A 25,604-nucleotide genomic window follows, 5' to 3' on the forward strand; every position below is an offset into this window, starting at 1 on the left:
AGGGAGGGCATTGCCTTCGCCGGTCATTCGCGGCATAGGGCGGCGGCCCTTTCCTCCCCGGGTCCCATCGCGCAATCCGCGCCGACCAAAGGGTATAGCATGACTGATTTCCTCGACCGCCACGGCCTGTCCGTCGATTCGCGTCTCGTCGCCTTCATCGAGGAAAAGGCGCTTCCGGGGACGGGAGTCGAGAGCGATCGTTTCTGGTCGGATTTTGCCGGCCTGCTCGCCAAATTCGCACCCGAAAATGCGGCGCTGCTGACGAAGCGACAGGATTTGCAGGCCCGGATCGATGCCTGGCACGAGGCACAGGCGGGGCGGCCGCACGATGCCGATGCCTATGAAGCCTTTCTGCGCGAAATCGGCTATCTGGTGCCCGAACCCGCGCCCTTTGCGATCGGTACCGAGACTGTCGATCCCGAGATCGCGACGATGGCCGGACCGCAGCTCGTCGTGCCCGCGCTCAACGCGCGCTTCGCCCTCAACGCCGCCAACGCGCGCTGGGGCAGCCTCTACGACGCCCTGTACGGCACCGATGCGCTCGACGCGCCGCCGGCGAAGGCCGGAGGCTATGACCCTGAGCGCGGGGCGGCGGTGATCGCCCGCGCCAAGGCCTTCCTCGACGAGGCGGTGCCGCTGGCATCGGGCAGCTGGGCCGACTGGCAGGGCGGCGAGCCCGTGCTCGCCGACCCGTCGCAATGGGTGGGCAGCAAGCCGGGCGGTATCCTGCTGCGCCATAACGGCCTGCATATCGAACTGGCGATCGACAGGGACAGCCCGATCGGCGCGAGCGACCCCGCGGGCATTGCCGACGTCGTCCTGGAAGCGGCGCTGACGACGATCATCGATCTGGAGGATAGCGTCGCGGCGGTCGACGGCGAGGACAAGACGCTGGGCTATGCCAACTGGCTCGGCCTGATGCGCGGCGATCTGGTCGAGAGCTTCGACAAGGGCGGCCGGACGGTCACGCGCCGGATGGATGTCGACCGCGAATGGACCTCGCCCGGCGGCGAGCCGTTCACGCTGCACGGGCGCAGCGTGATGTTCGTGCGCAACGTCGGCCATTTGATGACGACACCGATGATCCGGCTGCGCGATGGCGGCGAGGCGCCCGAGGGACTGTGCGATGCGGTGATCACCAGCCTGTGTTCGCTCCACGACCTGAAGCGGCTCGGCAGCCTGACGAACAGCCGCGCGGGCAGCATCTATATCGTCAAGCCCAAGCAGCACGGGCCGGAGGAGTGCGGCTTCACGAACCGGTTGTTCGATGCGGTGGAGGATATGCTGGGCCTGGCGCGTCACACGATCAAGGTCGGGGTGATGGACGAGGAACGGCGCACCAGCGCGAACCTGGCCGCGTGCATCGAGGCGGTGAAGGACCGGATCGTGTTCATCAACACCGGCTTCCTCGACCGCACGGGCGACGAGATCCACACCTCGATGCGCGCCGGCCCCATGATCCCCAAGGGCGAGATGAAGGCGTCGGACTGGATCGCCGCCTATGAGGATCGCAATGTCCGCATCGGCCTGGCGTGCGGCCTGTCCGGCAAGGCGCAGATCGGCAAGGGGATGTGGGCGATGCCCGACCTGATGCGCGCGATGCTCGAGGCGAAGATCGGCCATCCGAAATCGGGCGCCAACACCGCCTGGGTCCCGTCGCCGACCGCTGCGACGCTGCACGCGCTGCACTATCACCAGGTCGATGTGTTCGCGCGGCAGCGGGAGATTGCGGGCGAGGCGGTGCCCGCGCTGTCGCGCCTGCTGACCATCCCGGTCGCCGAAGGGCGCAACTGGAGCGAGGCCGAGGTGACGCGTGAACTCGACAATAATTGCCAGGGCATATTGGGCTATGTCGTGCGCTGGATCGATCAGGGGGTCGGTTGCTCAAAGGTGCCCGACATCGACGATGTCGGATTGATGGAGGACCGAGCGACGTTGCGGATTTCCAGCCAGGCGCTTGCCAACTGGCTGCTCCACGGCGTGTGCACCGGCGATCAGGTCGACGCCGCGCTGGCGCGGATGGCGAAAAAGGTCGATGCCCAAAATGCCGGCGATCCGCTTTACGAACCGCTGACGCCCGACGGCATCGCCTGGCAGGCGGCGCGCGCGCTGATCTTCGAAGGGGTGGAGCAGCCGTCGGGGTATACAGAACCGCTGCTGCACAAATATCGGCAGGCGAAAAAGGCGGCCTGACCGGCGGCGGATCGCGGTCAGGCTTGCCCCGAATCCCAGGCCGGGGTTTCGCACGTGTCGTCATTCCGCCGTTCTTCGGCCAGTTCCGCGCGGGCGTGGCGGACGATCTGCCACCCGCCGCTGATCCCCAGCGCCGCGAGCGTCGCCGCGACGACGATGTCGGGCCAGCCGGTTCCGGTGCCGAACACGCCGAGCGCGGCGGCGACGACCGCGATATTGCCGATGGCGTCGTTGCGCGAACAGATCCACACCGAGCGGCGGTTGGCGTCGCCCTCGCGGTGCCGCCACAGCATCACCGCGCAGACGACGTTGGCAACGAGTGCCAGGGTACCGATGACGCCCATCGTTTCGGCATGGGGCAGCGTGCGGCTTACCGCCATCCAGACGGTACTGACCAGCACCCAGGCGCCGAGCAGCAGCAGCGAAATCCCCTTGAACAGCGCGGCGCGGGCCCGCCAGTGCAGCGCCATGCCGGCGACGCCCAGGCTGATCGCATAATTGGCGCTGTCGCCCAGGAAATCGAGGGCGTCGGCCTGAAGCGCGGCGGACCTGGCAGAGACGCCCGCGGCAATCTCTACCGCGAACATGCCCGCATTGATCGCCAGCGCGATCCACAGCACGCGCCGCCATGCCTTGTCGTTCGGGGCGGGCGCCTCTGGCGCGCCGCAACATCCACCTGCCATATCGTCACCTCGATTCCTGCGATGCGATGCCCTATATGGACCCTGTAGCGACTACAGGGTCAAGAGCATGGCATGGACGATCGGAAATCTGGGCAGGGCGACGGGGACGAAGGTCGAAACGATCCGCTATTACGAGCGGATCGGGCTGCTCGCGAAGCCGGATCGCACCGAAGGCAATTACCGGGTCTATGGCCGCGATTCGGTCGATCGCCTGTCGTTCATCCGCCGCGCCCGCGCGCTGGGCTTTTCGCTCGATCAGGTGCGCGCGCTGCTGGCGCTTGCCGGCGACGGTGAGCGCGACTGCGCCAAGGTCGATGCGCTGGCGCAGGAACATCTGCGCGAGGTCGAGGACAAGATCGCCGACCTGGAGGCCCTGCGCCGCGAACTCGGCGCGCTCGTCCGCTCGTGCCGTGGCGGCGTGGTTGCCGATTGCGGCATTATCGAAGCATTGAGCCCCGGGGACGGGCGCGCGTCCGCGAGTTAGGGCTTGCCTTCGGCGCCGCAAATCCGGACAGTCGCGAAAAAATCGGTCGCTTGGCAAAGGGGGCAGGGCGATGGCACCGTTCAATTTCGGGCAACTCAAATTTCTGAAGGCGCTGACCGAGGCGCTGTTCCACGGCGCCGACATGGCGATTTCGGCGGATCAGGTCGTCGCCAACGTGTGCGACCTGTTCGCGAAGGTCGGCGGCACCAAACTCGACGAGATCCGCCTGTCGCTGACCCTGACCGAGGTCGCGCTCGGCCCGCTGTTCGCGCTGGTCAGTGTCGAAACGCGTGTCGAGCGCATCCGCGACCGGTTGCAGAATACGAGCTTCGACCTGTTCCAGGACATGGGGCGGCTGCGCGGGATCATCTATGCCTGCTACTACGGCCATTGGCAGCCCGGCGATCAGGACGACAATGCCGCGAACCCGGTCCATGCCCAGATCGGCTTTACCCTGCCCAAATTCCGCCAGCGCGGCCCCGGCGAAATACCGATTACGCGGGTCGACGGGCGCGAGATCGATCCGTCGCACGTGATCGGCGCCGCCGAGCTCGAACAGGAATATGACGTGATCGTCGTCGGGTCGGGGGCGGGCGGCGCGATTGCGGCGCATAATGTCGCGGCGCAGGGCTATAAGGTACTGATCGTCGAGGCGGGCCCCTTCTATCCCTCGCCGCGCATCACCCATCACGAACTCGACATGATCGCACAGCTTTACAAGCATGGCGCGCTGCAAACCTCGACCAATCGCGATTTCGTCGTGTTCCAGGGGCGCTGCGTCGGCGGGTCTTCGACGATCAACAACGGCATCTGCCTGCGCGTCAACGAGGCGGGGCGCACCCATCCCGACGCGCCCGACATATTGGCGCGGTGGGCCGCGATGGGGGCGCCGATCGACGCCGCGGCCTTTCACGCGAGCTATGACGCGGTGAAGGCGCGGCTCGGCATCGCCGAGATCGAGCCGCGCAGCGGGCGGCACAACGGCCCGCACCTGATGACCGGGTGGGTCGCCTATGCCGCGGGATCGCCCGACCCGAAGGACCAGCGCGCGGTGTCGCACTGGTTCGCCAAGAATTTCGGGCCGCCGAACACGCCGACCGCCTGTGCCTATTGCGGCTATTGCAACTCGGGCTGCGCCTATGGCCGGCGGCTGGGAATGGCGCAGACCTATTTGCCCGACGCGTGCCGCGACCACGGCGCGCGGATCATCGCGGGGACGAAGGCCGACAAGATCGTCTGGCAGACCGCGATCGACGGCCGGCGCGAGGCCGAGGCGGTCCGGCTGATACTGCCCGACGGATCGAAGACGCTGGTGCGCGCGCGCGTCGGGGTGATCGTCGCGGCGGGGACGATCGCTTCGTCGAAGCTGCTCGACCGCAGCGACATCGACGGGACCGGCAAGCGGGTGTCGCTGAACGTCGCGTCGCCGGTGGTCGCGCTGATGCCCGACGGGGTGGGCGGCGATGCGTGGGACGAGGACCAGATGTCGAGCTATGTCGACTGCGGCGATTTCCTGCTCGAAAGCCATTTCCAGCCGCCGATGTCGATGGCCTCGCTGATGCCCGGCTGGTTTGCCGCGCATCAGGACCGGATGAAGCGATACGGGCGCGTCCATTCGGCCGGCATCCTGTTCCCCGCCGACCGGCGCGGGCATGTCGACGGCGGCAAGCTGAAATTCCGGCTGGACGATGCCCAGGACCTGCCGGTGCTGCGCCGCGCGATGGCGACGCTGACCAAGGTGCATTTCGCCGCCGGCGCGCTCGAATGCTATCCGGCGCTGGCGAGGGGGCAGGTGGTGACCCCCGACATGGACATCGACGCCTTTTTCGAGGATGCGATCGGCGAGGCCGACGACGTCACCTTGTCGAGCAGCCATCCGCACGGCGGCAATGCGATCAACGAAAACCCCGCGCACGGCATCGTCGATCCCGATTGCCGGGTCCACGGGACGACCAACGTCCTCGTCACCGACGCGAGCGTCTTTCCCAGCTGCATCCGCGTCAACGCCCAATGGACGACGATGGCTATGGCGCACTATGCGACGGGTCGGGGCGATCCGTTCCGGTAGGGCGCCCGGCATCTCGACTTTGGGCGGGGCAAGCGGCTAAAGGCCGCCGCGATGACCTTCACCGTCGCCGCCCTCTATCGCTTTGCGCCGTTCGACACGCCGGCCGCGCTCCGCGAGCCGCTGCTCGCGCTTTGCCGGGCGCAGGAGGTGAAGGGCACGCTGTTGCTCGCGCGCGAGGGGATCAACGGCACGATCGCGGGCAGCAGGGCGGGCGTGGCCGCGGCGATCGACCATATTCGCGCGCTGCCGGGCTGTGCCGAGCTGGACGTCAAATATTCGACCGCCGCCGCAATGCCGTTCCAGCGGATGAAGGTCCGGCTGAAAAAGGAAATCGTGACGATGAAGGTGCCGGGGATCGACCCCGCGCGCGAGGTCGGCGCCTATGTTGCGCCCGCCGACTGGAACGCGGTGATCGACGACCCCGATACGGTCGTGATCGAAACGCGCAACGATTTCGAGGTCGGCTATGGCAGCTTCGATGGCGCGGTGAATCCGCAGACCAGAAGCTTCGGCGATTTTCCGGGCTGGTGGCGCGACCATGCCGCCGAATTCGCGGGCAAGCGCATCGCGATGTTCTGTACCGGCGGCATCCGCTGCGAAAAGTCGACCGCCTTTCTGAAGAGCGAAGGCGTCGCCGACGTCGTCCACCTGAAGGGCGGCATCCTGGCCTATCTGGAACAGGTGCCCGAAGCACAGAGCCGGTGGCACGGCAGCTGCTTCGTTTTCGACGAGCGGGTCAGCGTCGGGCACGCCCTTGTCGAGGTCGGCGAGGTGAACGACAGCGGTCCCGGCGAGCCGGAGTCGAGAGAGACTTGAAAGCCTCCCTCCTCCCTTGAAGAGCAGGCGGCTTTATGACCGTTCGCCATCCCAAACAGAACGATCTCTGCCGATTTGCCCGGAACGACCCAAAACGGCCGATTGCGGCCGTCGAATCCTCCCCGCTTGCGGGGAGGGGGACCGCCGCCGAAGGCGGTGGTGGAGGGGGCCGTCGGCCTGACGCGCCGCGGAAGGACACCAGCCCCCTCCGTCAGCGCTCCGCGCTGCCACCTCCCCACAAGTGGGGAGGATTTTGACCATCCACTCTCCACCCCAATCCGGACATCCGACGCAAAAAAAATGCTGTCCTACATTGTCCGCCTGTGTCAGCCTTCGTTTCGGCTCTTTCATTCGGTGGATAAAGGCGGTCACGGCCCGGTTTACCGATGCGGGCGGGAGCCGGCGCGGCGTGGTCGCCGAACGCGCCCGGCCGGCGGCTGCACAAGGCTGAACTTTACTGAACTTTGAAACGACGACGCGGACCTGGCCCGCGACGATGGCAGAGGTCGAGCGGTTGCGGTCCCTTACTCCAACGTCATCCCGGCGCAGGCCGGGATCTCGCCGGTGCGTAAAACCGTTAGGGTGATATCTCGGCCTGCCGGGATGACGGATAGCGGATAGTCCGCGTCCCACCCCCAAAGCTGCCGCGTTGGTAAACGGGTTGGTTGCCCACAAGGAAAGGGCGCCGCCTTGCGGCGACGCCCTGACATTGTCCACGGGAGGGGACGTTATTGCGCGTTGGCGACGTCCGACTGAGTCACCGGCGCGATGCGGATTTCGACGCGGCGGTTGCACTGGCGGTCGGTTTCGGTCGTTTCGGGGACGCATTTGAGCTGCGATTCACCGTAGCCGAGCGTCGCCATGCGGGCGCGCTGGACGCCGCGACTGGAGAGGTAGTCGGCGACCGACGCCGCGCGGCGTTCGGACAGGCCCTGGTTATAACTGTCGCTGCCGGTCGAATCGGTGTGGCCGTAAATGTCGATATAGGTGCTCGGATATTCACCGAGGGTCGACGCCACGCTGTCGAGCGCGCTGCGGAACTGGCTTTTCACCACCGCGCTGTTGGTGTCGAAGGTGACGTCGCCGGGCATGTTGAGCACGAGCTGGTCGCCCTGGCGCTCGACGTCGATGCCGGTGCCTGCGGTGCGTTCGCGCAGCTTCTTTTCCTGCTGGTCCATGTAATAGCCGACGCCCGCGCCGGCGACCGCGCCGATGCCCGCGCCGACGATTTCCTCGGTCCGGCTGTTCTTGCCGCCGATCAGGTCGCCGAGCAGATAGCCGCCAAGGGCGCCGCCGACGCCGCCGATCGCGGCCTTTGAAATCCTCTTCTCTCCGGTCACCGGGTCGGTGACGCAGCCGCCGAGCGCGAGCGCGCCCATGGCGGCGATGGTGGTGAGCTTGATCGTCCTGCTGTTCATTCGTGTCGCTCCCTATTGCGATGGCGCTGGTCCAGCGCGCCATCATCCATGGCGATAACATCTGGCCGCGCATCTGGTTCCAAAATCTTCCTGAACGCCCGCTGAGCGCCGGCCATTGTGCATCGCCGCGGCTTTGCCCTATAGGAGCGCGATGACCGATCCTAGCAGGGGCCCGGCGCACGCGCGCCCGCTGAGCCGCCCATGACCCCCTTTCCCTGGTCGGACGTCGCGATCATCGCGGTCCTTATCCTGCTGAATGGCGTGTTCGCCATGTCCGAACTTGCGATCGTTTCGGCGCGTGGCCCGCGGTTGCAGGCGGCCGAAAAGCGCGGCAGCCGCGGCGCCGCGCTCGCGCGCCAGCTGGCCGCCGATCCCGGACGGTTCCTGTCGACGGTGCAGGTCGGAATCACGCTGATCGGTATCCTTGCCGGCGCCTATTCGGGGGCCAGCCTGGGGCAGCCGGTCGCCGACCGGCTCCAGGCCTGGCTGGACCTCGACCCCGGTACCGCGCGCACCGCGGGCTTTGCGGTCGTGATCGGACTGACCACCTATGCCTCGCTGATCGCCGGCGAACTGGTTCCCAAGCAATTCGCACTCCGCGCGCCGGAGCGTATCGCGACGACGATGGCGCTGCCCATGCTCTGGCTGTCGCGCATCGCCGCGCCGCTCGTCTGGCTGCTCGACGCGAGTTCGGCGCTCGTCTTTCGCCTCTTCGGCCTCAGCCGCGAATCGGAAGACCGGGTCACCGCCGAAGAATTGCACCTGATCGTCGCCGAAGCCTCGAAATCCGGCGTTATCGAGGAAAGCGAGCGCGCGATCATCTCGGGCGTCGTGCGGCTTGCCGACCGCCCGGTGCGCGAGGTGATGACGCCGCGAACCGACGTCGACTGGATCGACATCGCCTCCGATGCCGACGCGGTGCGCGCGAAACTGCTCGAAACGCCCCACACGCGGCTTCCCGTCGCGCGCGGTTCGGTCGACGACATCGTCGGCGTCGTCCAGGCGCGCGACATCGCCGCCGCGCTGTTCCGCGGCGAGCCGCTCGACCTGGAACGGTTGATGCGCCGCGCGGCGGTGATGCACGACCAGATCGACGCGATGGATGCGCTCGAAACCCTGCGCGGCGCCGAGGTGCCGATGCTGTTCGTCCACGACGAATATGGGCATTTCGAAGGGCTGGTGACCCCCGCCGACCTGTTGTCCGCGATCGCGGGCGAATTCGCCTCCGACCAGGATATCGGCAGCGAACCCTTTGTCACGGAGCGCGAGGACGGCAGCCTGTTGATCGCCGGGTCGATGCCCGCCGACCAGATGGCCGACCGGCTGGGGATCGAGCTGGGCGACGACCGCGACTATGCGACCGCGGCGGGCCACGCGCTCGCAATCCTGAAGCATCTGCCCAAGGAAGGCGAGAGCTTCACCGATCGCGGCTGGCGCTTTGAGATCGTCGACATGGACGGCCGCAAGATCGACAAGCTGCTGGTCAGCGAAGTCCGGCGGCCAGAGAGCGAGACCGAAAGCGACTAGGGTCCTGACCCTAGGCGAAGGTGCATTGGCCGCCTTTCGTCACACCCGGAGCAAAGCCGGCCGGCCGTTATCCCGGCCGGAGCGAAGCAGCCCTCGGCGAGCGGGTCCGGTGCGACGATCGCTGGAGATGGCTTCGTCGCTGCGCTTCGCACAATGACGACGCGATGCCGCACCGGGACTATCCAGGCGATCAGAGCTCGCCGCCGAGCGCCCCATATTTGGCCTCGAACCCCGCCTTGTCGCGGCGGGCGAGATAGCTCGCCTGATCGACCCAATTGTCGCGAACGATCCGGCCGGCGAAATTGCCGAGTTGGGGATCGATCGCCGCAATGTCGGCATCGGTCCAGCCGGCGATCTGTTCGAAGCGGCTGACGCCGAGATCGTTCAGCAGCTTGGCAAGTTTCGGCCCCACGCCCTTGAGCAGCTGAAGATTGTCGGCCGGTGCCGCGGGGGAGGCGGGCGGGGCGGGTTCGGGCGCGGGCCTGGGGGCCGGAGGCGCTGCCTCGGCCGGGGTGGGTGGCGGCGGCGTGTTCGCGACCGGCGCGGGCGCCGGAGGAGGCGCGGCGACGGGCGCCTTTTTGAAGGCGGGTTCGGCGGCAACGATATCGGGTTTCGCAGGTTCGAGCGGCTTTGCGGGTTTCGCCGGTTCGACCGACGGAGGCGCCATCTCTTCGGGCTTGCGCCGCGCGAGAAGCCACCAGACGAGCGCAATGACCACGATCAGCGCGATCAGCGCGACGATCCAGTTGTCCTGAAGCCAAGTCATCAATATCCCCTTGTCCTGCGGGTGCCCCACCGTGTTTCAAGCCTATCGGCTGGCTGGCGCCGGGTCCAGCCCGAGCCGGTTCAGCCGCGCCAGGACGGCGCCGGGGCCTGTCTCAATCGCTTTCGCGCTCGATTTCGCGCCAGCCGATATCGCGGCGACAGAAGCCGGTGGGGAAGTCGATGCGGTCGAGCGCCGAATAGGCGGCCGCCCCGGCCTCGGTGACGCTCTTGCCCGTCGCGGTGACGCTCAGCACGCGTCCACCCGCGGCGACGATCGCTCCGTCGGCACGCGCCGTGCCCGCATGAAAAACGCGCACCCCGCCTTTTTCGGCATCGGCGATCCGGCGAATCGCGCCGCCCTTTTCGGGGGTTCCGGGATAGCCGTTCGCGGCCATCACGACGGTCAGCGCATAGTCGGCGGCAAAGTGCGGCGGTTCGGCGCGCGTCACGTCGCCGGTCGCGGCGGCATGGAGGAGTGCCGCAAAATCGCCCTTGAAGCGCATCATCAACACCTGGCATTCGGGATCGCCGAAGCGGCAATTATATTCGATCAGCTTCGGTCCTTCGCCGGTCAGCATCAACCCGGCGAAGAGCACGCCGACATAGGGCGTGCCGTCGGCCGCCAGTGTCGCAACGGTCGGGCGGATGATGCGGTCCATGACCTCTGCCTCAAGCGCATCGGTCAGCACGGGCGCGGGGCTGTAGGCGCCCATGCCGCCGGTGTTCGGGCCGGTGTCGCCTTCGCCGACGCGCTTGTGATCCTGGGCGCTGCCGAAGGCGATAACGCCGGTGCCATCGGAGAGGGCGAAGAAGCTCGCTTCCTCGCCGGTCAGAAATTCCTCGATGACGACTTCGGCGCCCGCACCGCCGAACGCGCCGGCGAACATGTCGTCGATCGCGGCGGTGGCCGCTTCGCGCGTTTCGGCAATGATCACGCCCTTGCCCGCGGCCAGACCGTCGGCCTTGATCACGACGGGGATATCGAACCCCTCGAGCGCCGCATGTGCTTCGTCCGCCGAGGTGCAGCGGACATAGGCGGCGGTCGGAATGCCCGCGCGCGCACACAGATCCTTGGTGAAACCCTTCGATCCTTCGAGCTGCGCCGCCGCGGCGCCGGGGCCGAAGACCGCGACTCCCGCTTCGCGCAGCCGGTCGGCGAGCCCCGCGACGAGCGGCGCTTCGGGGCCGACGACGACGAACTCGATCCCGTGGACGCGCACCAGCGTCAGCAGCCCGTCGAGGTCGTCGGCGGCAACGGGCAGGCATTCGGCGTGCAGCTCGATCCCCGGATTGCCCGGCGCGGCATAAAGCTTGTCGCAGCTCGGCGATTGTGCGAGCTGCCACGCGAGTGCATGTTCGCGGCCCCCCGAGCCCACAAGCAGGATATTCATGTCAGTTCCTTTTCCCGATCCGGCGTCCGATGACGACACGCCCGCGCGGCTGTTAGCCGAGGCGGGGACCCACGACAATCAATTGAGTGGGTCGCCGTCCGGCGACGGGGCACCGGCGCTGTCGGTGAGCCAATTGTCGGCGGCGATCAAGCGCACCGTCGAGAGCGGGTTCGCACGGGTGCGCGTTCGCGGCGAGCTGTCGGGCGCGAAGCGTGCGGCGTCCGGACATTTCTACGCGGGTCTGAAAGACGACAATGCCCTGATCGACCTGGTGATGTGGAAGGGGCAGGCGGCGCGACTCGCCTTTCGTCCCGAGGACGGGATCGAGGTGATCGCGACCGGCAAGCTGACCACCTATCCCGGCCGTTCCAAATATCAGCTCGTCGTCGAAAGCCTGGAGGTCGCGGGCGAGGGCGCGTTGATGCTGCTCTTCGACAAGCTCAAGGCGCGACTGGGCGCGGAGGGGCTGTTCGACCAGGCCAGGAAGCAGGCGCTGCCCTTTCTGCCGCGCACGATCGGCGTCGTGACCTCGCCGACCGGGGCGGTGATTCGCGACATCCTGCACCGGCTTGCCGATCGGTGCCCCAGTCATGTGATCGTCTGGCCGGTGCTGGTTCAGGGCGACGGCGCCGCCGCGCAAGTCGCACGCGCGGTGCGCGGATTCGATGCGCTCCCCACGGGCGGACCGGTCCCGCGCCCCGACCTGGTGATCGTCGCGCGCGGCGGCGGCTCCATCGAGGATCTGTGGGCTTTCAACGAGGAAGCCGTGGTGCGCGCGATTGCCGAGTGCCGCATCCCGACGATCAGCGCGGTCGGACATGAAACCGACGTTACGCTGGCCGATTATGCCGCCGACGTGCGCGCGCCGACTCCGACCGCGGCGGCCGAGATGGCGGTGCCGGTGCGCGCCGAACTCGCGGCGCAGCTCGCGACCTGGCGCGGGCGGATGGCGGGCGCGGCGAGCCGGCACCAGGCGCTCGGCCGCGAGCGGCTGACCGCGCTCGCCCGTCACCTGCCGCGCCGCGATGCGCTCTATGCGCCGCAGCGCCAGCGGCTCGACGACGCCGGCGACCGGCTCGACCGCTGCCAGCGCCACCGGCTCGACGTGCTCGGCGAGCGGGTCGCGACGCGGGCGGCGGCGCTGCGACCGTCGCTGCTGGGACGGCGCTGGGATCGCGACCGGGCGAAGATCGAGGGACTGGCCCGGCTGCTGGTGTCGCTCGACCCGCGCGCGCTGCTCTCGCGCGGCTATGCTATGGTGCGCGACGCCGACGGTGCGATCGTCGCGACCTCGGCCGCGGCGCGGGCGGCGGGACATATGCGCCTGCAGTTCGCCGACGGCGACGTTCCCGTGGCGGTCGAGGGCGCCGCGCCGCCGCCGGCCCAGCCGAAGGCGACGGGGCGCAAGGCCGTTCCCGCAGCGCCGGGAAAAGGGCAGGGGGAATTGTTCTGACGGCGGACGGGGTGGCCGCGCGCGCCGATGCTGTTATAGTCGCAATCCCGTTCCCGCTTCGTCCAATGGATTTCAAATCATGCTGATCGCCAGCCGCAATCGCCTCGCCCGCCTGGAATATGGCCCCAACGGCTATCGCATCCTGTCGCCGGGCGACCATGTGCTGTGCGCGGTGACCGGGGTACCGATCGGTCTCGACGAGCTGCGTTACTGGTCGGTGTCGCGGCAGGAGCCCTATGCCACCGCCGCGATTTCGGTGCAGGCGGCGCTGGGCGGTGCCGCGAAGGCATGAGGTCGCGGCGCGCCGGGCTTCGCCACGCATCCGCGCTGCCGCTGCTGGCCGTGCTGGCGAGCTGCGTCCCCGCGGCAGAGGCGCCCGTCGAGCCGGCCCCGGCACCGGTCGTGCGCCCCGCCCCCGCGCCGCCGCCCGTCGCGCCGCCCACCCCGCCACCGGCCGCGCCCGCAGACGCCGATTTCACCATCTTGCGCGGGACGCCGGTGCAGGGCGGGATGCTGATCGGCCGGGTCCCCGAAACGACGCGCACGCTGACATTTGATGGCAAGGCCATTCCCTTCGCCGCCGACGGCGGGTTCCTGATCGCCTTCGATCGCGATGCGCCGACGGGCGAGCGCCTGGTCGCGACGCTGGCCGACGGGCGCCGGGTCGAGCGCGATTTGAGCATCGCCGCCGGCGACTGGCGTATCGAGCACATCAACGCCCCCTATCGTGGCGGCGCATCGAGCGATGCCGAGTTCCAGCGCCGCCGGCCCGCCGAACTCGCGCAGATCGCCGAAGCGCGGCGCGTCGATCACGATGTCGACGGCTGGCGCCAGCCATTCCGCTGGCCCGCGACGGGGCGGCTGTCGGGCTTTTTCGGATCGCAGCGCGTCTATCAGGGCAAGCCGGGCAGCTATCACGGCGGCACCGACGTCGCCGTGCCCGCCGGCACGCCCTTCTATGCGCCCGCCGACGGCGTGGTGACGCTCGCCGCGACGACGCCCTTCACGCTCGAGGGCAATTTGCTGATCGTCGATCACGGCATGGGCCTGAACAGTGCGTTCCTCCACTGCCAGAGCCTCGACGTGAAGGTCGGCGACCGGGTGGTGCAGGGACAAAGGCTGGGCACCGTCGGGCAGTCGGGACGCGCGACCGGGCCGCATCTTCACTGGGGGCTGAAGTGGCGCGACGCGCGGCTCGACCCCGGCACGCTCGCGGGACCGATGCCCCGCTGATTCTCGCCTTGGCTGCGCTGCACAATCGTAACCATTGAAACAAAATTTCGCGAAATGACGAGGCGCGAGACCGAGTGTTGCGCTCGCTTTCGGCGATGTTGCAAATACGTCACAATCGGTTCGGAAACCGCAGAAACAAAGGGGAAATCCCTTTACTCAACATGAATGAAGGGTCATCCCGAGCGCCATCGGGGTGTCTGGTGTCGCGGGCGATTCAGTCTGCGCGCGCAATTCATCCAGGTAATTCAGCCACCAGTAGCAAGGGACTGCACTGTGAAGAAAACCCATTTTTCGAAGCTGAAATTGAGCGTCGCGCCCGTCGTTTTGGGTGTCGCGCTGGTTTCGGCTCCCGCCTTTGCGCAAAATGCGCCGGATGACGACGGCGCGAGCTCGGGCGATGACGTCATCGTCGTCACCGGTTCGATTCTGCGTCGTACCAACACGGAAACGGCATCGCCGGTCACTGTGCTCAGCGCCGATACGCTGGAAAAGCGCGGCCTGAATACGGTTGCCGAATCGGTGCAGCGTCTATCGGCCAATGGTGCTGGCACGATTACGCAGGGCTGGAACACGGGGTCGAACTTCGCCACCGGTGCGAACGCAGTCTCGCTGCGCGGCCTGAGCGTTCAGGCCACGCTGACGATTTTCGACGGCGTTCGTATGGCTCCCTATCCGCTCGCGGATGACGGTCACCGCAACTTCGTCGACCTCAACGTGATCCCGAGCTCGATCATCGAGCGTATCGACGTGCTGCGTGACGGCGCGTCGTCGACCTATGGCGCCGACGCGGTCGCCGGTGTGGTCAACGTGATCACCAAGAAGGAAATTCAAGGGCTGCACCTCAATGGTTCGGTTGGCATCTCGCAGCGCGGCGATGCGCCGGAGCAGCGGATCGACGCGACTTGGGGTTATGGTGATCTCGAAGGCGACGGCTACAACTTCTATGTCAACGCCGAATATCAACGCCAGGGAGCGCTCTGGGCGCGCGATCGCGGCTATCCTTATAACACGTCCGACTACAGCCGCATTTGCGGTGAAAATAGTGGTGGCGAAGTCGTTTGTCGTCGCAGCGCAGCACGCAACGCGGTAACGGGGGATTTCTTTAACGGTCTATTCGCGACCACCGTTCCTGTTGCCCGCCCGGTCAATGACGACGGCAGTTCCGCAGGATTGTTCCAGATCCTGAATCCGGCTGACGGTTGTCGCGACCTGACAGCAGTCAATGTTCCCGTAGGTGCGAGTGCCAGTGCTGGCGGCACGGTTCAGTGCTCCTATGATCAGCGTGCGCTCTATTCGCAGTTGCAGCCTGAGCAAGAGCGCCTCGGTTTTTCGGGCCGCTTCACCGCAAAGGTTGGCGATAGTGCGGAATTTTACGCGACGGCCAATTATTATCAGGTGAAAACGACGACGACTGGCGAGCCGAGTTCGTTCGCTCGTACGCTGCCGCCGCCTAACCCGGAGGGTTTTGCGCAGCCATCGAGCCTGTATCTGCCGGTTTACGTCTGCGCCGATGGCGTGGGCTCGCTGACCATGCTGGACACCGGATGCGATGCTACCAATGGTGTGCTCAATCCGAACAACCCCTACGCTGCTGATGGCCTGCGTGCGCAGGTTCTATCGAACTACGACCGCGAGCGCGAAATCTACAGCAAGGCGCGCAGCCTGCGTGGCGCGATCGGGATCAGCGGCACATTCGGTGATGGCTGGGGCTATCAACTCGATGCAACGGCATCGCAGGTTCAGTTGGACATCGTTCAACGCAATTACATTATCCCGGGACGTCTTTGGGACGTCGTCGCCGACGGTTCCTATAACTTCCTCGATCCGGCATCGAACTCGCAGGAAATCCGCGACTATATCTCGCCGGAAAACAGGACCCGTTCGACGTCCGACCTGTGGCAGGTGTCGGCTGTCCTGACCAAGGATCTGGTCGAGCTTCCGGGCGGTCCGCTCAGCGTCGCGGCGGGCGTGGCCTATCGTCATGAATCGCTTAACAATCCGTCGGCGAACCCGGAAAATCTGACCTCGCCCTACGACCGCTATTTCATCGTCAACGCGGTTGGCGCGGAAGGCAGCCGTAACGTGAAGTCTGCTTATTACGAACTGTCGGCTCCCGTCGTCGATCAGGTCGAGCTGAGCGCGAGCGGCCGCTACGACGATTATTCGTCGGGCCAGAAGAATTTCTCGCCGAAATTTGGCGTGACTTTCACCCCGATTCCGGAAGTTCTGCTTCGCGGTACCTGGTCGAAGGGTTTCCGTATCCCGAGCTTCAACGAAGCCTATGGCCTGCCGACCACCGGCTATGTGACGTTCACGCTGGACCCGGACGACCCGGATCAGGCCGCGTTCATCGCGGCGCATGGCGGCAACGCTTATGCGACGCAGCCCTATTCGGTGGGTCTGACTTCGGTGGGCAACCCGAACCTCGATCCTGAAAAATCGACGAGTTGGACCGCTGGTATCCTGGTCGAGCCGCGTCGCGGCATCAGCTTCTCGGTCGATTATTTCCACATCAAGGTCAAAGACATCATCGGCGGTGTGGACTATTCGGGCATTCCGGACCTGTACTACGCCAATAACGGGGTTGTGGACATTCCGGGTGTCACGGTGCTGCCGGGTGCGCCCGACAATGCCAACCCGGGTGCACTGCCGCTGTTGGGATTCATCCAGTATTCGTTCCAGAACAACGATTCGCAGACGGTGTCGGGCCTCGACTTCGCGGCCAATCTTCAGATGCCGCTGACCGACGACCTGACCTGGACGAGCTCGTTCGATGCGTCGTACTTGATCAAATTCTCGAAAACGATCGAGGGTAGTGTTCAGCGTTACGATGGCACGCTCAGCCCGTGCGACGTGACGTCCTGCTCCGGGTCGCCCAAATGGCGCGGTAGCTGGCAGAACACCTTCGAGATCGGAGACTTCGCGACGTCGCTCACGGCCTATTACACCAGCGGTTATGACCTTGCGTCGATCGACTATGCTGGCGTCAAGGGCGATTGTGCCGCCAGCGTTGGTGCTTCGGTGGTGACGTACCCCGACGGGACGCCGGTCAGCTGCCGGACGAAGGCAACCTGGAATCTTGATATGACCATGAGCTACAAGATTCAGGACAAATTCACCATCTATGCGAACGTCCTGAACCTACTCGACAAGAAGCCTCCCTATGATCCGAGCGCGGCATATGGAATCTTCCAGTACAACCCGGCATGGGCGGGCCCGAATATCATGGGTCGCTACTTCCGGATTGGCGCGAAGGTTGACTTCTAAATCAAGGCCTTGGACTTTCCGTCCAAGCTCTATAGAAAGATGGGCGGCCCCGTTCGGGGTCGCCCATTTTTTTGGCCGGACCGCCGAACATGGCGATCCGAACCAAGGAGCTTCCGTAGATGATTCGTCTTCTCTCCATCGCTGCCATGCTGGCGGCGGCTCCGGCGGCGGCGACCGCCGGTGAAAAACCCGACGGCGACAAGCCCGCCGCAGAAAAGAAAATCTGCCGCAAGCAGCAATCGACCGGATCGATCATGGCACGCCGTGTCTGCCACACGAAGGCCGAATGGGATGCCCTCGCCGCCCAGGGTCAGGCCGATATCGATCGCACGCGCGCTATGGAGCGTTCGCGTTCGATGGTCGGGGCGAGCCGCGACTAATAAGTCGAGATACGCGGCCCTGCCGCTCGCGGAGCCGGTGCGCTACGTGGTCGCGTTCATCACTCCGGCGTCAGCACCAACGCACCGTCGCCTTCGTCGACTTTCACCGTCGATCCGTCCTTGACCTCGCCTTTGAGAATAAGGTCGGCGAGCGGGTCTTGCAGATATTTCTGCACCGCGCGCTTAAGCGGGCGCGCGCCGTAGACGGGGTCGTAGCCAACGCGGCCGAGCCAGGCGCGCGCCGCGTCGGTCAGGTCGAGCGTGACCTTGCGGTCGGCGAGCAGTTTCTGCACCCGCGCAACCTGGATATCGACAATCCCGCCCATATGCTGTTGCCCCAGGCGGTGGAACAGCACGATCTCGTCGAGCCGGTTCAGGAACTCGGGCCGGAAGTGGCTGCGCACCACCTCCATCACCGCGGGCTCGGCCTGTTCGACCGGCGCGTCGTCGGGCAGCGCGGCGATCGCCTGGCTGCCGAGGTTCGAGGTCAGGATGATCAGCGTGTTGGTGAAGTCGACCGTACGTCCCTGTCCGTCGGTCAGGCGCCCGTCGTCGAGCACCTGGAGCAGGATGTTGAACACGTCGCCATGCGCCTTTTCGACCTCGTCGAACAGCACGACCTGATAGGGCCTGCGCCGCACCGCTTCGGTCAGCGTGCCGCCTTCCTCGTAGCCGACATAGCCCGGAGGCGCGCCGACGAGCCGCGCGACGCTGTGCTTTTCCATATATTCCGACATGTCGATGCGGACCATCGCATTGTCGTCGTCGAACAGGAAGCGCGCGAGCGCCTTGGTCAGCTCGGTCTTGCCGACGCCCGTGGGGCCGAGGAAGAGGAAGCTGCCGAGCGGCCGGTTGGGGTCTTGTAGCCCGGCGCGCGCGCGGCGCACCGCGGTCGACACCGCGCGGACGGCCTCGTCCTGCCCGATTACGCGCTTGCCGAGCTGCGCCTCCATGCCGAGCAGCTTTTCGCGCTCGCCCTCGAGCATCCGGTCGACCGGTATGCCGGTCCAGCGGCTGACCACTGCGGCGATGTCGTCGGCAGTGACCTCTTCGCGCAGCATCGCGTTTCCGGCGACCGCCTGTGGTTCCTCGAGCTGCTTTTCGAGGGTCGGGATGGTGCCGTAGCTGAGCTCGCCCGCCTTTGCGAGGTCGCCGGCGCGCTGCGCCTGTTCGAGCTGGCCGCGCGCCGCGTCGAGCTGTTCCTTGATCTTCGCCTCGGCGTGGATCTTGTCCTTTTCGGCCTGCCACCTTTGCGTCAGTTCGGCCGATTGCTGTTCGAGGTTCGCGAGGTCGGACTGCAAATTGGCGAGCCGGTCCTTTGACGCATCGTCGCTTTCCTTGCCGAGCGCCGATTCCTCGATCTTCATCTGGATGATGCGGCGATCGAGGGTCTCGATCTCCTCGGGCTTCGATTCGACCTCCATGCGGATGCGGCTTGCGGCCTCGTCCATCAGGTCGATCGCCTTGTCGGGCAGGAAGCGGTCGGTGATGTAGCGGTTCGACAGCGTCGCCGCGGCGACGATCGCGCCGTCGGTGATCCGCACGCCGTGGTGCAGCTCGTATTTTTCCTTGAGACCGCGCAGGATCGAGATCGAATCCTCGACCGTCGGCTCGCCGACGAAGACGGGCTGGAAGCGCCGCTGGAGCGCCGGGTCCTTTTCGACATATTTGCGATATTCGTCGAGCGTCGTTGCGCCGATGCAATGGAGTTCGCCGCGCGCCAGGGCGGGCTTGAGCAGGTTCGAGGCGTCCATCGCGCCCTCGCCCTTACCCGCGCCGACAAGCGTGTGCATCTCGTCGATGAACAGGATGATCTCGCCCTCGGCGGCCTTGACGTCGTCGAGCACGCCCTTCAGCCGCTCCTCGAATTCTCCGCGATATTTGGCGCCCGCGATCAGCGCGCCCATGTCGAGCGCGAGCAAGCGGCGGTCCTTCAAACTGTCGGGCACGTCGCCATTGGCAATACGCAGCGCGAGCCCTTCGGCGATCGCGGTCTTGCCGACGCCGGGTTCGCCGATCAGCACCGGGTTGTTCTTGGTGCGGCGCGCGAGGATCTGCACGGTGCGGCGGATCTCCTCGTCGCGGCCGATGACGGGGTCGAGCTTGCCTTCGCGCGCGACGTCGGTGAGGTCGCGGGCGAATTTCTTGAGCGCTTCGTAGCGGTCTTCGGCCGAAGCGGTGTCGGCGGTGCGTCCGCCGCGCAGGTCGTTGATCGCGGTGTTGAGCGCGTCGGCCTTTAGGCCGGCGTCGGCGAACGCCTTGCCGACCGGCGTGGTGCTTGCGAGCACCATCGCGAGCAGCAGTCGTTCCACGGTGACATAGCCGTCGCCGGCTTTGGTCGCGACCTGTTCGGCCTGGTCGAGCAGGCGCACCGCGTCGTTGTTGAGGCCCGGCGTCGCCTGCGCGCCCGAGCCCGAGACGGCGGGCAGCTTGCCCAGCAGCGCGTCGAGGCCCTGCACCGCGCGTGCGGCATCGCCGCCGCTACGCTGGATCAGCCCGGCCGCCATGCCCTGATTGTCTTCGAGAAGCGCCTTGGCGATATGTTCGGGGGCGATCTGCTGATGGTTCATGCGGATCGCGATCGTCTGCGCCGCCTGCAGGAAGCCCTTGGCGCGGTCGGTAAATTTTTCGAGGTTCATGGACTAACCCCCTTTCTCGTCACCAGAGATAGTGTTGCCATTATGCAACACAAGAGCGTGGCTTTCCGTCGTGCATTTTTTCGGTCATTAGGGCGCCTCGCAAGAGATAATGCAGCGAATGGGAAAGCGGATGCGCAAATTTCTGATTGGGGTGTTGGCGGTGCTGATCGTGGTCGCGATCGGACTCGCGGTATGGGAACCGCTGTCCGCCGAGAGCCCGGTCGCGCCCACATACAAGCCCGCGAGCGTCCAGATTGCCCGCGACGCATTCGGCGTGCCGCATATCTTTGGCAAGACCGATGCCGATGTTGCCTATGGCGTCGCCTATGCCCATGCCGAGGACGATTTTTCGACCCTGCAGGAGGTGCTCGCAATGACGCGGGGACGTGCCGGAGCGATGCTTGGCGAGGATGGGGCAAAGATCGACTATGCCGCGGCATTGCTGGGCGTGCGCGACACGACCGCGCGCGACTGGCCGCGGCTGCCCGAGGATGTGAAGCAGCTTTTCACCGCCTATGCCGCCGGGCTCAACCATTATGCCGACAAGCATCCGGGCGAAGTGCGGCTGCGCGGCCTGTTCCCGGTGACGGGCGAAGACGTCGTCGCGGGTTTCGTGCTGCGTTCGCCGTTCTTCTTCGGACTCGATTCGGTGCTCGGAAAGCTCAGCGAAGGCAAGCCGCTCGGGCGCGAGGGTGGCCCCCCGCTCGGCGTCACCGGAAAGGTCGTGCCGCGATCCGACACGCCGCTGGGGCGCGATCCCGGCGAGAACGGGTCGAACGGAATCGCGGTGGCGCCGTCGCGCATGGCCGACGGCACGACGCGGCTCGTCTCGAACTCGCACCAGCCGTGGACGGGCGGAGTCGCCTGGTACGAACTGGTGGTTCACAGCGAGCAGGGATGGGATTTCGCGGGCGCGAACTTCCCGGGTTCGCCCTATCCCTTTCTCGGCCACAATAAATATCTCGGCTGGACGAACACGGTAAACCGGCCCGACCTGATCGACGTTTACAAGCTAACGCTCGACGAAAGCGGCAAAAACTATCGGTTCGATGGCAAATGGCTGCCGCTCGAGAAAAAGCGCGTCTGGCTGAAGGTCAGATTCGGTCCGTTCGTGTTGCCGGTGCCGCGAACCGTCTATCGATCGGTGCAGGGACCGGTGATCGAGAATGACAAGGGCGCTTTTGCGATCCGCTACGCCGGGATCGACCAGGCGAATATGGTCACGCAATATTACCGGCTGAACAAGGCGAAGAATTTTGCAGAATGGCGCGCGGCAATGGCGGCGCAGGGCGTGCCGGCGACCAATTTCATCTATGCCGATGCGAAGGGCAATATCGGCCTTTTCTATAATGCGATGTTCCCCGACCGGCCGCGCGGGTTCGACTGGCGCGGCATCCTGCCCGGCGATACGTCAGCCGATGTGTGGACGAAGACGCTGCCGTTCGATCGCGTCCCGGCGCTTGTCAATCCCGCGTCCGGCTATGTGGTCAACGCGAACAATACGCCGTGGGTCGCGGCGGGACCCGGCGACGAGCTCGACGCCGCGGCGTTTTCGCCCTTGCTCGGGATCGAGGACGATATGACCAATCGCGCGACGCGGCTGATCGAGCTGTTCGAGGCGTCGGGCCAGATCGACGAGGCGCGGCTGAAGCAGATCAAATATGACACCGCTTATGCGAAGACGGGCTATGCGAAGGCGTGGATGGACAAGCTGCTCGCGCTCGACACGAGCGGCGATCCCGCGCTGGCCAGGGCGCAGAGGCTGCTCGGCGAATGGGACTGGAATCTGGACGGCAAGGGGCATGGCGACGCGCTCGCGCTGATGGTGCTGCGCCCCGCCGGCGGAGCCCATTACCAGCGGCGGGCCGATCCCGATCCGCGCGAGGTGCTGAAGGAGGTCGTCGCGCACCTGCAGGAGCATTTTGCCGGGCTCGACCCGAAGCTGGGAACCGTGCTGCGCCTGCGCCACGGCGAGGGCCCGAACCGCGTCGACCTGCCGCTCGACGGCGGCAACGACACGGTACGCGCCTCGACCCTGTGGGACGTCGAACCCGACGGGCGGCTGAAGGTGCGCCATGGCGACAGCTTCATCATGTTCGTGACGTGGGACAAGGCGGGGCGCGTGCATTCGCAATCGATCCAACCCTTTGGCGCCGCGACGACGCGGCCCGACAGTCCGCATTACAACGACCAGGCGCCGCTGTTTGTACGGCACGAGCTCAAGCCGGTGCTGTTCGACCCGGCGGTGCTCAAGGCCAGCGGTGCGCGCTTCTATCGCCCTTGAAAGCGCGAAAGCCGTGTCCTAAACCTCTCACACACCGCCGTCCGGCGCCGCCGCGACCATCGTTCGCGCCCCCATCTGCCCTGAGGAGCATCCATGCCCCGTTTTCATCGTTTCGCCATAGCCCTGGCGCTTTCGACCTCGCTCGTCGCCGCCGGTCCCGCGCTCGCCAGGGCGAAAGCCGAACAGGCCGCGCCGATCGCCGACCTGGTGAAAGCGGTCGACATTCCGTACCAGGCGTTCACGCTCGACAACGGGCTGCGCGTCATCGTCCACGAAGACCACAAGGCACCCGTGGTCGCGGTGTCGGTGTGGTACCGCGTCGGATCGAAGAACGAGCCCGCCGGCAAGACGGGCTTTGCCCATCTGTTCGAACATCTGATGTTCAACGGATCGGAAAATTCGCCCGGCGATTTCTTCGAACCGCTCGAACAGGTCGGCGCGACCGACAGCAACGGTACGACCAACATGGACCGCACCAATTATTTCGAGACCGTTCCGACCGGTGCGATCGACCGGGCGCTGTTCCTGGAAAGCGACCGCATGGGGCATCTGCTCGGCGCGGTGACGCAGGAAAAGCTCGATAACCAGCGCAGCGTCGTGCAGAACGAGAAACGACAGGGCGACAATCGGCCGTTCGGTCTGCTGCGTTACGAGATATTCGAAAATCTCTTTCCGTCGGGGCATCCCTATCATCACAGCACCATCGGCTCGATGGACGATCTCAACACGGCGACGCTCGACGATGTGAAGGGGTGGTTCACCGGTCATTACGGGCCGAACAACGCGGTGCTCGTGCTCGCGGGCGATATCGATGCCGCGACCGCGAAGGCGAAGGTCGAGACATGGTTCGGCGACATTCCGCGCGGCCCCGGGGTCGAGATGCCGAAGGTCACGGTTCCGACGCTGCCCGCGCCGCTGGCCAAGACGGTTCACGACATGGTCCCGACGACGCGCATCTATCGCATGTGGGCGATCCCCGGGCTTAACGATCCCGAAGCGGTGCCGCTGCAGATGGCGATGGGCGTCCTTGGCGGGCTGTCGAGTTCGCGCCTCGACAATGCGATGGTCCGCAAGGACCCGGTCGCGGTCAGCGTGTCGGCCTATGCCCAGCCGTTCGAGGATGCGGGCATCCTGATCGTCCAGGCCGACGTCAAGGACGGCGTCTCGCCCGATGTCGTCGGCAAGAAGCTGGACGAGGAAATCGCCAACTTCCTGACGACCGGGCCGACCGCCGATGAATTGCAGCGCACCGCCGCGAGCACGCTGGGCGGCATGATCGCGAGCCTGGAATCGGTCGGGGGATTCGGCGGCAAGGCGGTGACGCTCGCCGAGGGCGCGCTCTATTCCAACGATCCGGCCTATTACAAAACCGAACTTGCGCGGATGGCGAAGGCAACCCCCGCCGAGGTGAAGGCGGTCGCGAACAAATGGCTGTCGCGTCCGGCGTTCTCGCTGACCTATGTGCCGGGCGAGCGGACCGAGGGGGGAGAAAATCGCGGCGGCGCGGTGCGCGACGGCAAGGCCAGCGAGGCGGTCGCGCCCGATCGCTACTGGAATCCCGAGCTGGGCGATGTCGGCCCCGACGCGGGGATCGGCACCGCATCCTTCGTCGCCGACCGGTCGCAATTGCCGCCGGTCGCCGAACTGAAGGCGCTGGAGTTTCCCGCGATCGAGCGCGCGACGCTGAAGAATGGCATTCCGGTCTTCTTTGCGCATCGCGACGCCGTGCCGACGGTGCAGGTCGCGGTCAGCTTCGACGCGGGCTATGCCGCCGACCCGCACAGCGCGCTCGGCACCCAGTCGCTGATGCTCAGCCTGATGGACGAAGGTACGACGAACCTCGATTCGATCGCCTTTGCCGAAGCGAAGGAACGGCTTGGCGCCGCGATCGATGGATCGGCCAATGCCGACGAAACGATTTTCAGCCTGTTCGCGCTGAAGCCGAACCTGCGGCCGTCGCTGAACCTGCTGGCCGACTATATCCGCAACCCCGCCTTCGACGCCAACGAACTCGAGCGCGTGCGCGCGCAGCAGCTCACGCGGCTGAAGGCCGAACTCAACGACCCGCGCGCGATCGCATCGCGCGTGCTGCGGCCGGTGCTGTATGGAGCCGATCATCCCTATGGCATCCCGCCGTCGGGGTTGGGCACGGCCGAAGCGGTGAAGAGCGCGACCCGCGCCGATCTGGTCGCGTTTCACGATAGCTGGGTTCGGCCCGACAACGCGCGTATCTTCGTCGTCGGCGACACGACCCTTGCCGAGGTGAAAAAGCAGCTCGATGCGACGCTTGGAACCTGGACGCCCCCCAAGACGCCGAAGCCGGAAAAGGATTTCGACGTTGCGATCCCGCAGCCGAAGCCGCGCATCCTGCTCGTCGACCGGCCCAAGTCGCCGCAGTCGGTGATCCTCGCGGGCAAGGTGCTGGATGCCAAGGGCGGTGACGACCTGGAAATCCTGCGCGCCGCGAACGATATTTTCGGTGGCAGCTTCCTGTCGCGATTCAACATGGACCTGCGCGAAACGAAGGGCTGGTCCTATGGTGTCCGGTCGGGCGTATCCGACGATGCCGGACGGCTGACCTGGGTTGCGATCGCACCGGTTCAGGCCGACCGGACCGGCGATTCGATCAAGGCGTTCCGCGAGGACCTGACCGCCTATCTGGGCGACAAGGGGACGACCGCCGAAGAGCTTGAGCGCACGATCAACGGTAGCGTCCGCGCGCTTCCCGGCAGTTTCGAGACGTCGGGCGACGTACTCGGGGGGCTGCGCTCGATCGTCAAATTCGATCGTCCCGACGATTATTACGAAAAGCTGCCCGCGACCTATGAAGCGATGACCGCGGCCGAAATCGATGCGGCGGCGCGAAAAGCGCTCAGCGTCGACGACCTCGTCTATGTCGTGGTCGGCGACGCGGCAACGGTGAAACCGCAGCTTGACGGACTGGGCCTGACCGTGGAAACAGCGACACCGTCTAATTGACATCAGTTTCAGTAGGAGAGCCCC

At 66.0% G+C, this 25,604-nt stretch carries 17 protein-coding genes; 12 read left to right on the forward strand and 5 right to left on the reverse strand.

The genetic code is table 11. From position 1 onward, the window contains the following. Positions 1-99: 99 nt before the first annotated feature. Positions 100-2,193: a malate synthase G gene (locus tag AC58D2_RS09500; protein WP_497389647.1), complete on the forward strand. Its 2,094-nt coding sequence runs from the start codon at positions 100-102 to the stop codon at positions 2,191-2,193. Between the two features lie 17 nt (positions 2,194-2,210). Here the strand turns inward: AC58D2_RS09500 and AC58D2_RS09505 are convergent, their stop codons facing one another. After that, complete coding sequence (locus tag AC58D2_RS09505) at positions 2,211-2,876, reverse strand: cation efflux transmembrane domain-containing protein (RefSeq protein WP_497389649.1); 666 nt, start codon at positions 2,874-2,876, stop codon at positions 2,211-2,213. 67 nt (positions 2,877-2,943) lie between these two features. On the opposite strand from AC58D2_RS09505, the gene AC58D2_RS09510 reads away from it, so the two are divergent. The 3 genes from AC58D2_RS09510 (at position 2,944) to trhO (ending at position 6,244) form a co-directional block, all read left to right on the forward strand. Further along, positions 2,944-3,360, forward strand: coding sequence for a MerR family transcriptional regulator (locus AC58D2_RS09510; RefSeq protein WP_497389651.1), 417 nt, complete (start codon positions 2,944-2,946; stop codon positions 3,358-3,360). Between the two features lie 70 nt (positions 3,361-3,430). After that, positions 3,431-5,428: a GMC family oxidoreductase N-terminal domain-containing protein gene (locus AC58D2_RS09515; RefSeq protein WP_497389653.1), complete on the forward strand. Its 1,998-nt coding sequence runs from the start codon at positions 3,431-3,433 to the stop codon at positions 5,426-5,428. Positions 5,429-5,479: 51 nt separating this feature from the next. Beyond that, positions 5,480-6,244 (forward strand): oxygen-dependent tRNA uridine(34) hydroxylase TrhO, encoded by a 765-nt coding sequence (trhO, locus tag AC58D2_RS09520; protein WP_497389655.1) that lies wholly within the window; start codon positions 5,480-5,482, stop codon positions 6,242-6,244. A gap of 728 nt (positions 6,245-6,972) precedes the next feature. Here trhO and AC58D2_RS09525 read toward each other — a convergent pair. Further along, the gene (locus AC58D2_RS09525) at positions 6,973-7,662 is read right to left on the reverse strand and encodes a YiaD family glycine zipper/OmpA-like lipoprotein (protein WP_497389657.1); all 690 of its coding nucleotides are present in this window, start codon (positions 7,660-7,662) and stop codon (positions 6,973-6,975) included. 201 nt (positions 7,663-7,863) lie between these two features. Between AC58D2_RS09525 and AC58D2_RS09530 the strand changes: the two genes are divergently transcribed. Next, positions 7,864-9,189, forward strand: a complete 1,326-nt coding sequence (locus AC58D2_RS09530; protein WP_497389659.1) for a hemolysin family protein — start codon at positions 7,864-7,866, stop codon at positions 9,187-9,189. Between the two features lie 190 nt (positions 9,190-9,379). On the opposite strand, the gene AC58D2_RS09535 is transcribed toward AC58D2_RS09530, so the two are convergent. Continuing rightward, positions 9,380-9,955, reverse strand: coding sequence for a helix-hairpin-helix domain-containing protein (locus AC58D2_RS09535; RefSeq protein WP_497389661.1), 576 nt, complete (start codon positions 9,953-9,955; stop codon positions 9,380-9,382). A 112-nt stretch (positions 9,956-10,067) separates the two neighbouring features. Further along, a complete protein-coding gene (gene purD, locus AC58D2_RS09540; protein WP_497389663.1) occupies positions 10,068-11,345 on the reverse strand; it encodes a phosphoribosylamine--glycine ligase in 1,278 nt (425 codons plus the stop codon). On the opposite strand from purD, the gene xseA reads away from it, so the two are divergent. The 5 genes from xseA to AC58D2_RS09565 all read left to right on the forward strand — a co-directional run bounded on the left by xseA (position 11,344) and on the right by AC58D2_RS09565 (position 17,678). Next, positions 11,344-12,798, forward strand: a complete 1,455-nt coding sequence (gene xseA, locus AC58D2_RS09545) for an exodeoxyribonuclease VII large subunit (protein WP_497389665.1) — start codon at positions 11,344-11,346, stop codon at positions 12,796-12,798. The two genes, purD and xseA, sit on opposite strands and share 2 nt — an antisense overlap. 79 nt (positions 12,799-12,877) lie before the next feature. Next, on the forward strand, positions 12,878-13,090 hold the full coding sequence (locus AC58D2_RS09550) for a DUF2093 domain-containing protein (RefSeq protein WP_497389667.1): 213 nt from the start codon (positions 12,878-12,880) through the stop codon (positions 13,088-13,090). Further along, positions 13,087-14,031 carry a M23 family metallopeptidase gene (locus AC58D2_RS09555; protein WP_497389669.1) on the forward strand — a complete coding sequence of 315 codons (945 nt, stop codon included), beginning with the start codon at positions 13,087-13,089 and terminating at the stop codon, positions 14,029-14,031. The genes AC58D2_RS09550 and AC58D2_RS09555 overlap by 4 nt, the downstream gene beginning before the upstream one ends. Positions 14,032-14,304: 273 nt before the next feature. Then, positions 14,305-17,298: a TonB-dependent receptor domain-containing protein gene (locus AC58D2_RS09560; protein WP_497389671.1), complete on the forward strand. Its 2,994-nt coding sequence runs from the start codon at positions 14,305-14,307 to the stop codon at positions 17,296-17,298. Between the two features lie 119 nt (positions 17,299-17,417). Beyond that, a complete protein-coding gene (locus AC58D2_RS09565) occupies positions 17,418-17,678 on the forward strand; it encodes a hypothetical protein (protein WP_497389673.1) in 261 nt (86 codons plus the stop codon). 59 nt (positions 17,679-17,737) lie between these two features. On the opposite strand, the gene clpB is transcribed toward AC58D2_RS09565, so the two are convergent. After that, the gene (clpB, locus tag AC58D2_RS09570; RefSeq protein ID WP_497389675.1) at positions 17,738-20,317 is read right to left on the reverse strand and encodes an ATP-dependent chaperone ClpB; all 2,580 of its coding nucleotides are present in this window, start codon (positions 20,315-20,317) and stop codon (positions 17,738-17,740) included. 130 nt (positions 20,318-20,447) lie between these two features. Between clpB and AC58D2_RS09575 the strand changes: the two genes are divergently transcribed. Further along, entirely contained in the window at positions 20,448-22,601 is a 2,154-nt protein-coding gene (locus AC58D2_RS09575; RefSeq protein ID WP_497389677.1) for an acylase, read from the forward strand. A 93-nt stretch (positions 22,602-22,694) separates the two neighbouring features. After that, on the forward strand, positions 22,695-25,580 hold the full coding sequence (locus AC58D2_RS09580; protein ID WP_497389679.1) for a M16 family metallopeptidase: 2,886 nt from the start codon (positions 22,695-22,697) through the stop codon (positions 25,578-25,580). Positions 25,581-25,604: the final 24 nt, after the last annotated feature.

The sequence above is a fragment of the Sphingopyxis sp. CR5 genome (assembly GCF_059693785.1).

What these genes read in the sequence shown, in the direction of transcription:
- AC58D2_RS09500 (WP_497389647.1), top strand. Translation starts at nt 100, where the DNA reads ATGACTGATTTCCTCGACCGCCACGGCCTGTCCGTCGATTCGCGTCTC.
- AC58D2_RS09505 (WP_497389649.1), bottom strand. Translation starts at nt 2,876, where the DNA reads ATGGCAGGTGGATGTTGCGGCGCGCCAGAGGCGCCCGCCCCGAACGAC.
- AC58D2_RS09510 (WP_497389651.1), top strand. Translation starts at nt 2,944, where the DNA reads ATGGCATGGACGATCGGAAATCTGGGCAGGGCGACGGGGACGAAGGTC.
- AC58D2_RS09515 (WP_497389653.1), top strand. Translation starts at nt 3,431, where the DNA reads ATGGCACCGTTCAATTTCGGGCAACTCAAATTTCTGAAGGCGCTGACC.
- trhO (WP_497389655.1), top strand. Translation starts at nt 5,480, where the DNA reads ATGACCTTCACCGTCGCCGCCCTCTATCGCTTTGCGCCGTTCGACACG.
- AC58D2_RS09525 (WP_497389657.1), bottom strand. Translation starts at nt 7,662, where the DNA reads ATGAACAGCAGGACGATCAAGCTCACCACCATCGCCGCCATGGGCGCG.
- AC58D2_RS09530 (WP_497389659.1), top strand. Translation starts at nt 7,864, where the DNA reads ATGACCCCCTTTCCCTGGTCGGACGTCGCGATCATCGCGGTCCTTATC.
- AC58D2_RS09535 (WP_497389661.1), bottom strand. Translation starts at nt 9,955, where the DNA reads ATGACTTGGCTTCAGGACAACTGGATCGTCGCGCTGATCGCGCTGATC.
- xseA (WP_497389665.1), top strand. Translation starts at nt 11,344, where the DNA reads ATGTCAGTTCCTTTTCCCGATCCGGCGTCCGATGACGACACGCCCGCG.
- purD (WP_497389663.1), bottom strand. Translation starts at nt 11,345, where the DNA reads ATGAATATCCTGCTTGTGGGCTCGGGGGGCCGCGAACATGCACTCGCG.
- AC58D2_RS09550 (WP_497389667.1), top strand. Translation starts at nt 12,878, where the DNA reads ATGCTGATCGCCAGCCGCAATCGCCTCGCCCGCCTGGAATATGGCCCC.
- AC58D2_RS09555 (WP_497389669.1), top strand. Translation starts at nt 13,087, where the DNA reads ATGAGGTCGCGGCGCGCCGGGCTTCGCCACGCATCCGCGCTGCCGCTG.
- AC58D2_RS09565 (WP_497389673.1), top strand. Translation starts at nt 17,418, where the DNA reads ATGATTCGTCTTCTCTCCATCGCTGCCATGCTGGCGGCGGCTCCGGCG.
- clpB (WP_497389675.1), bottom strand. Translation starts at nt 20,317, where the DNA reads ATGAACCTCGAAAAATTTACCGACCGCGCCAAGGGCTTCCTGCAGGCG.
- AC58D2_RS09575 (WP_497389677.1), top strand. Translation starts at nt 20,448, where the DNA reads ATGCGCAAATTTCTGATTGGGGTGTTGGCGGTGCTGATCGTGGTCGCG.
- AC58D2_RS09580 (WP_497389679.1), top strand. Translation starts at nt 22,695, where the DNA reads ATGCCCCGTTTTCATCGTTTCGCCATAGCCCTGGCGCTTTCGACCTCG.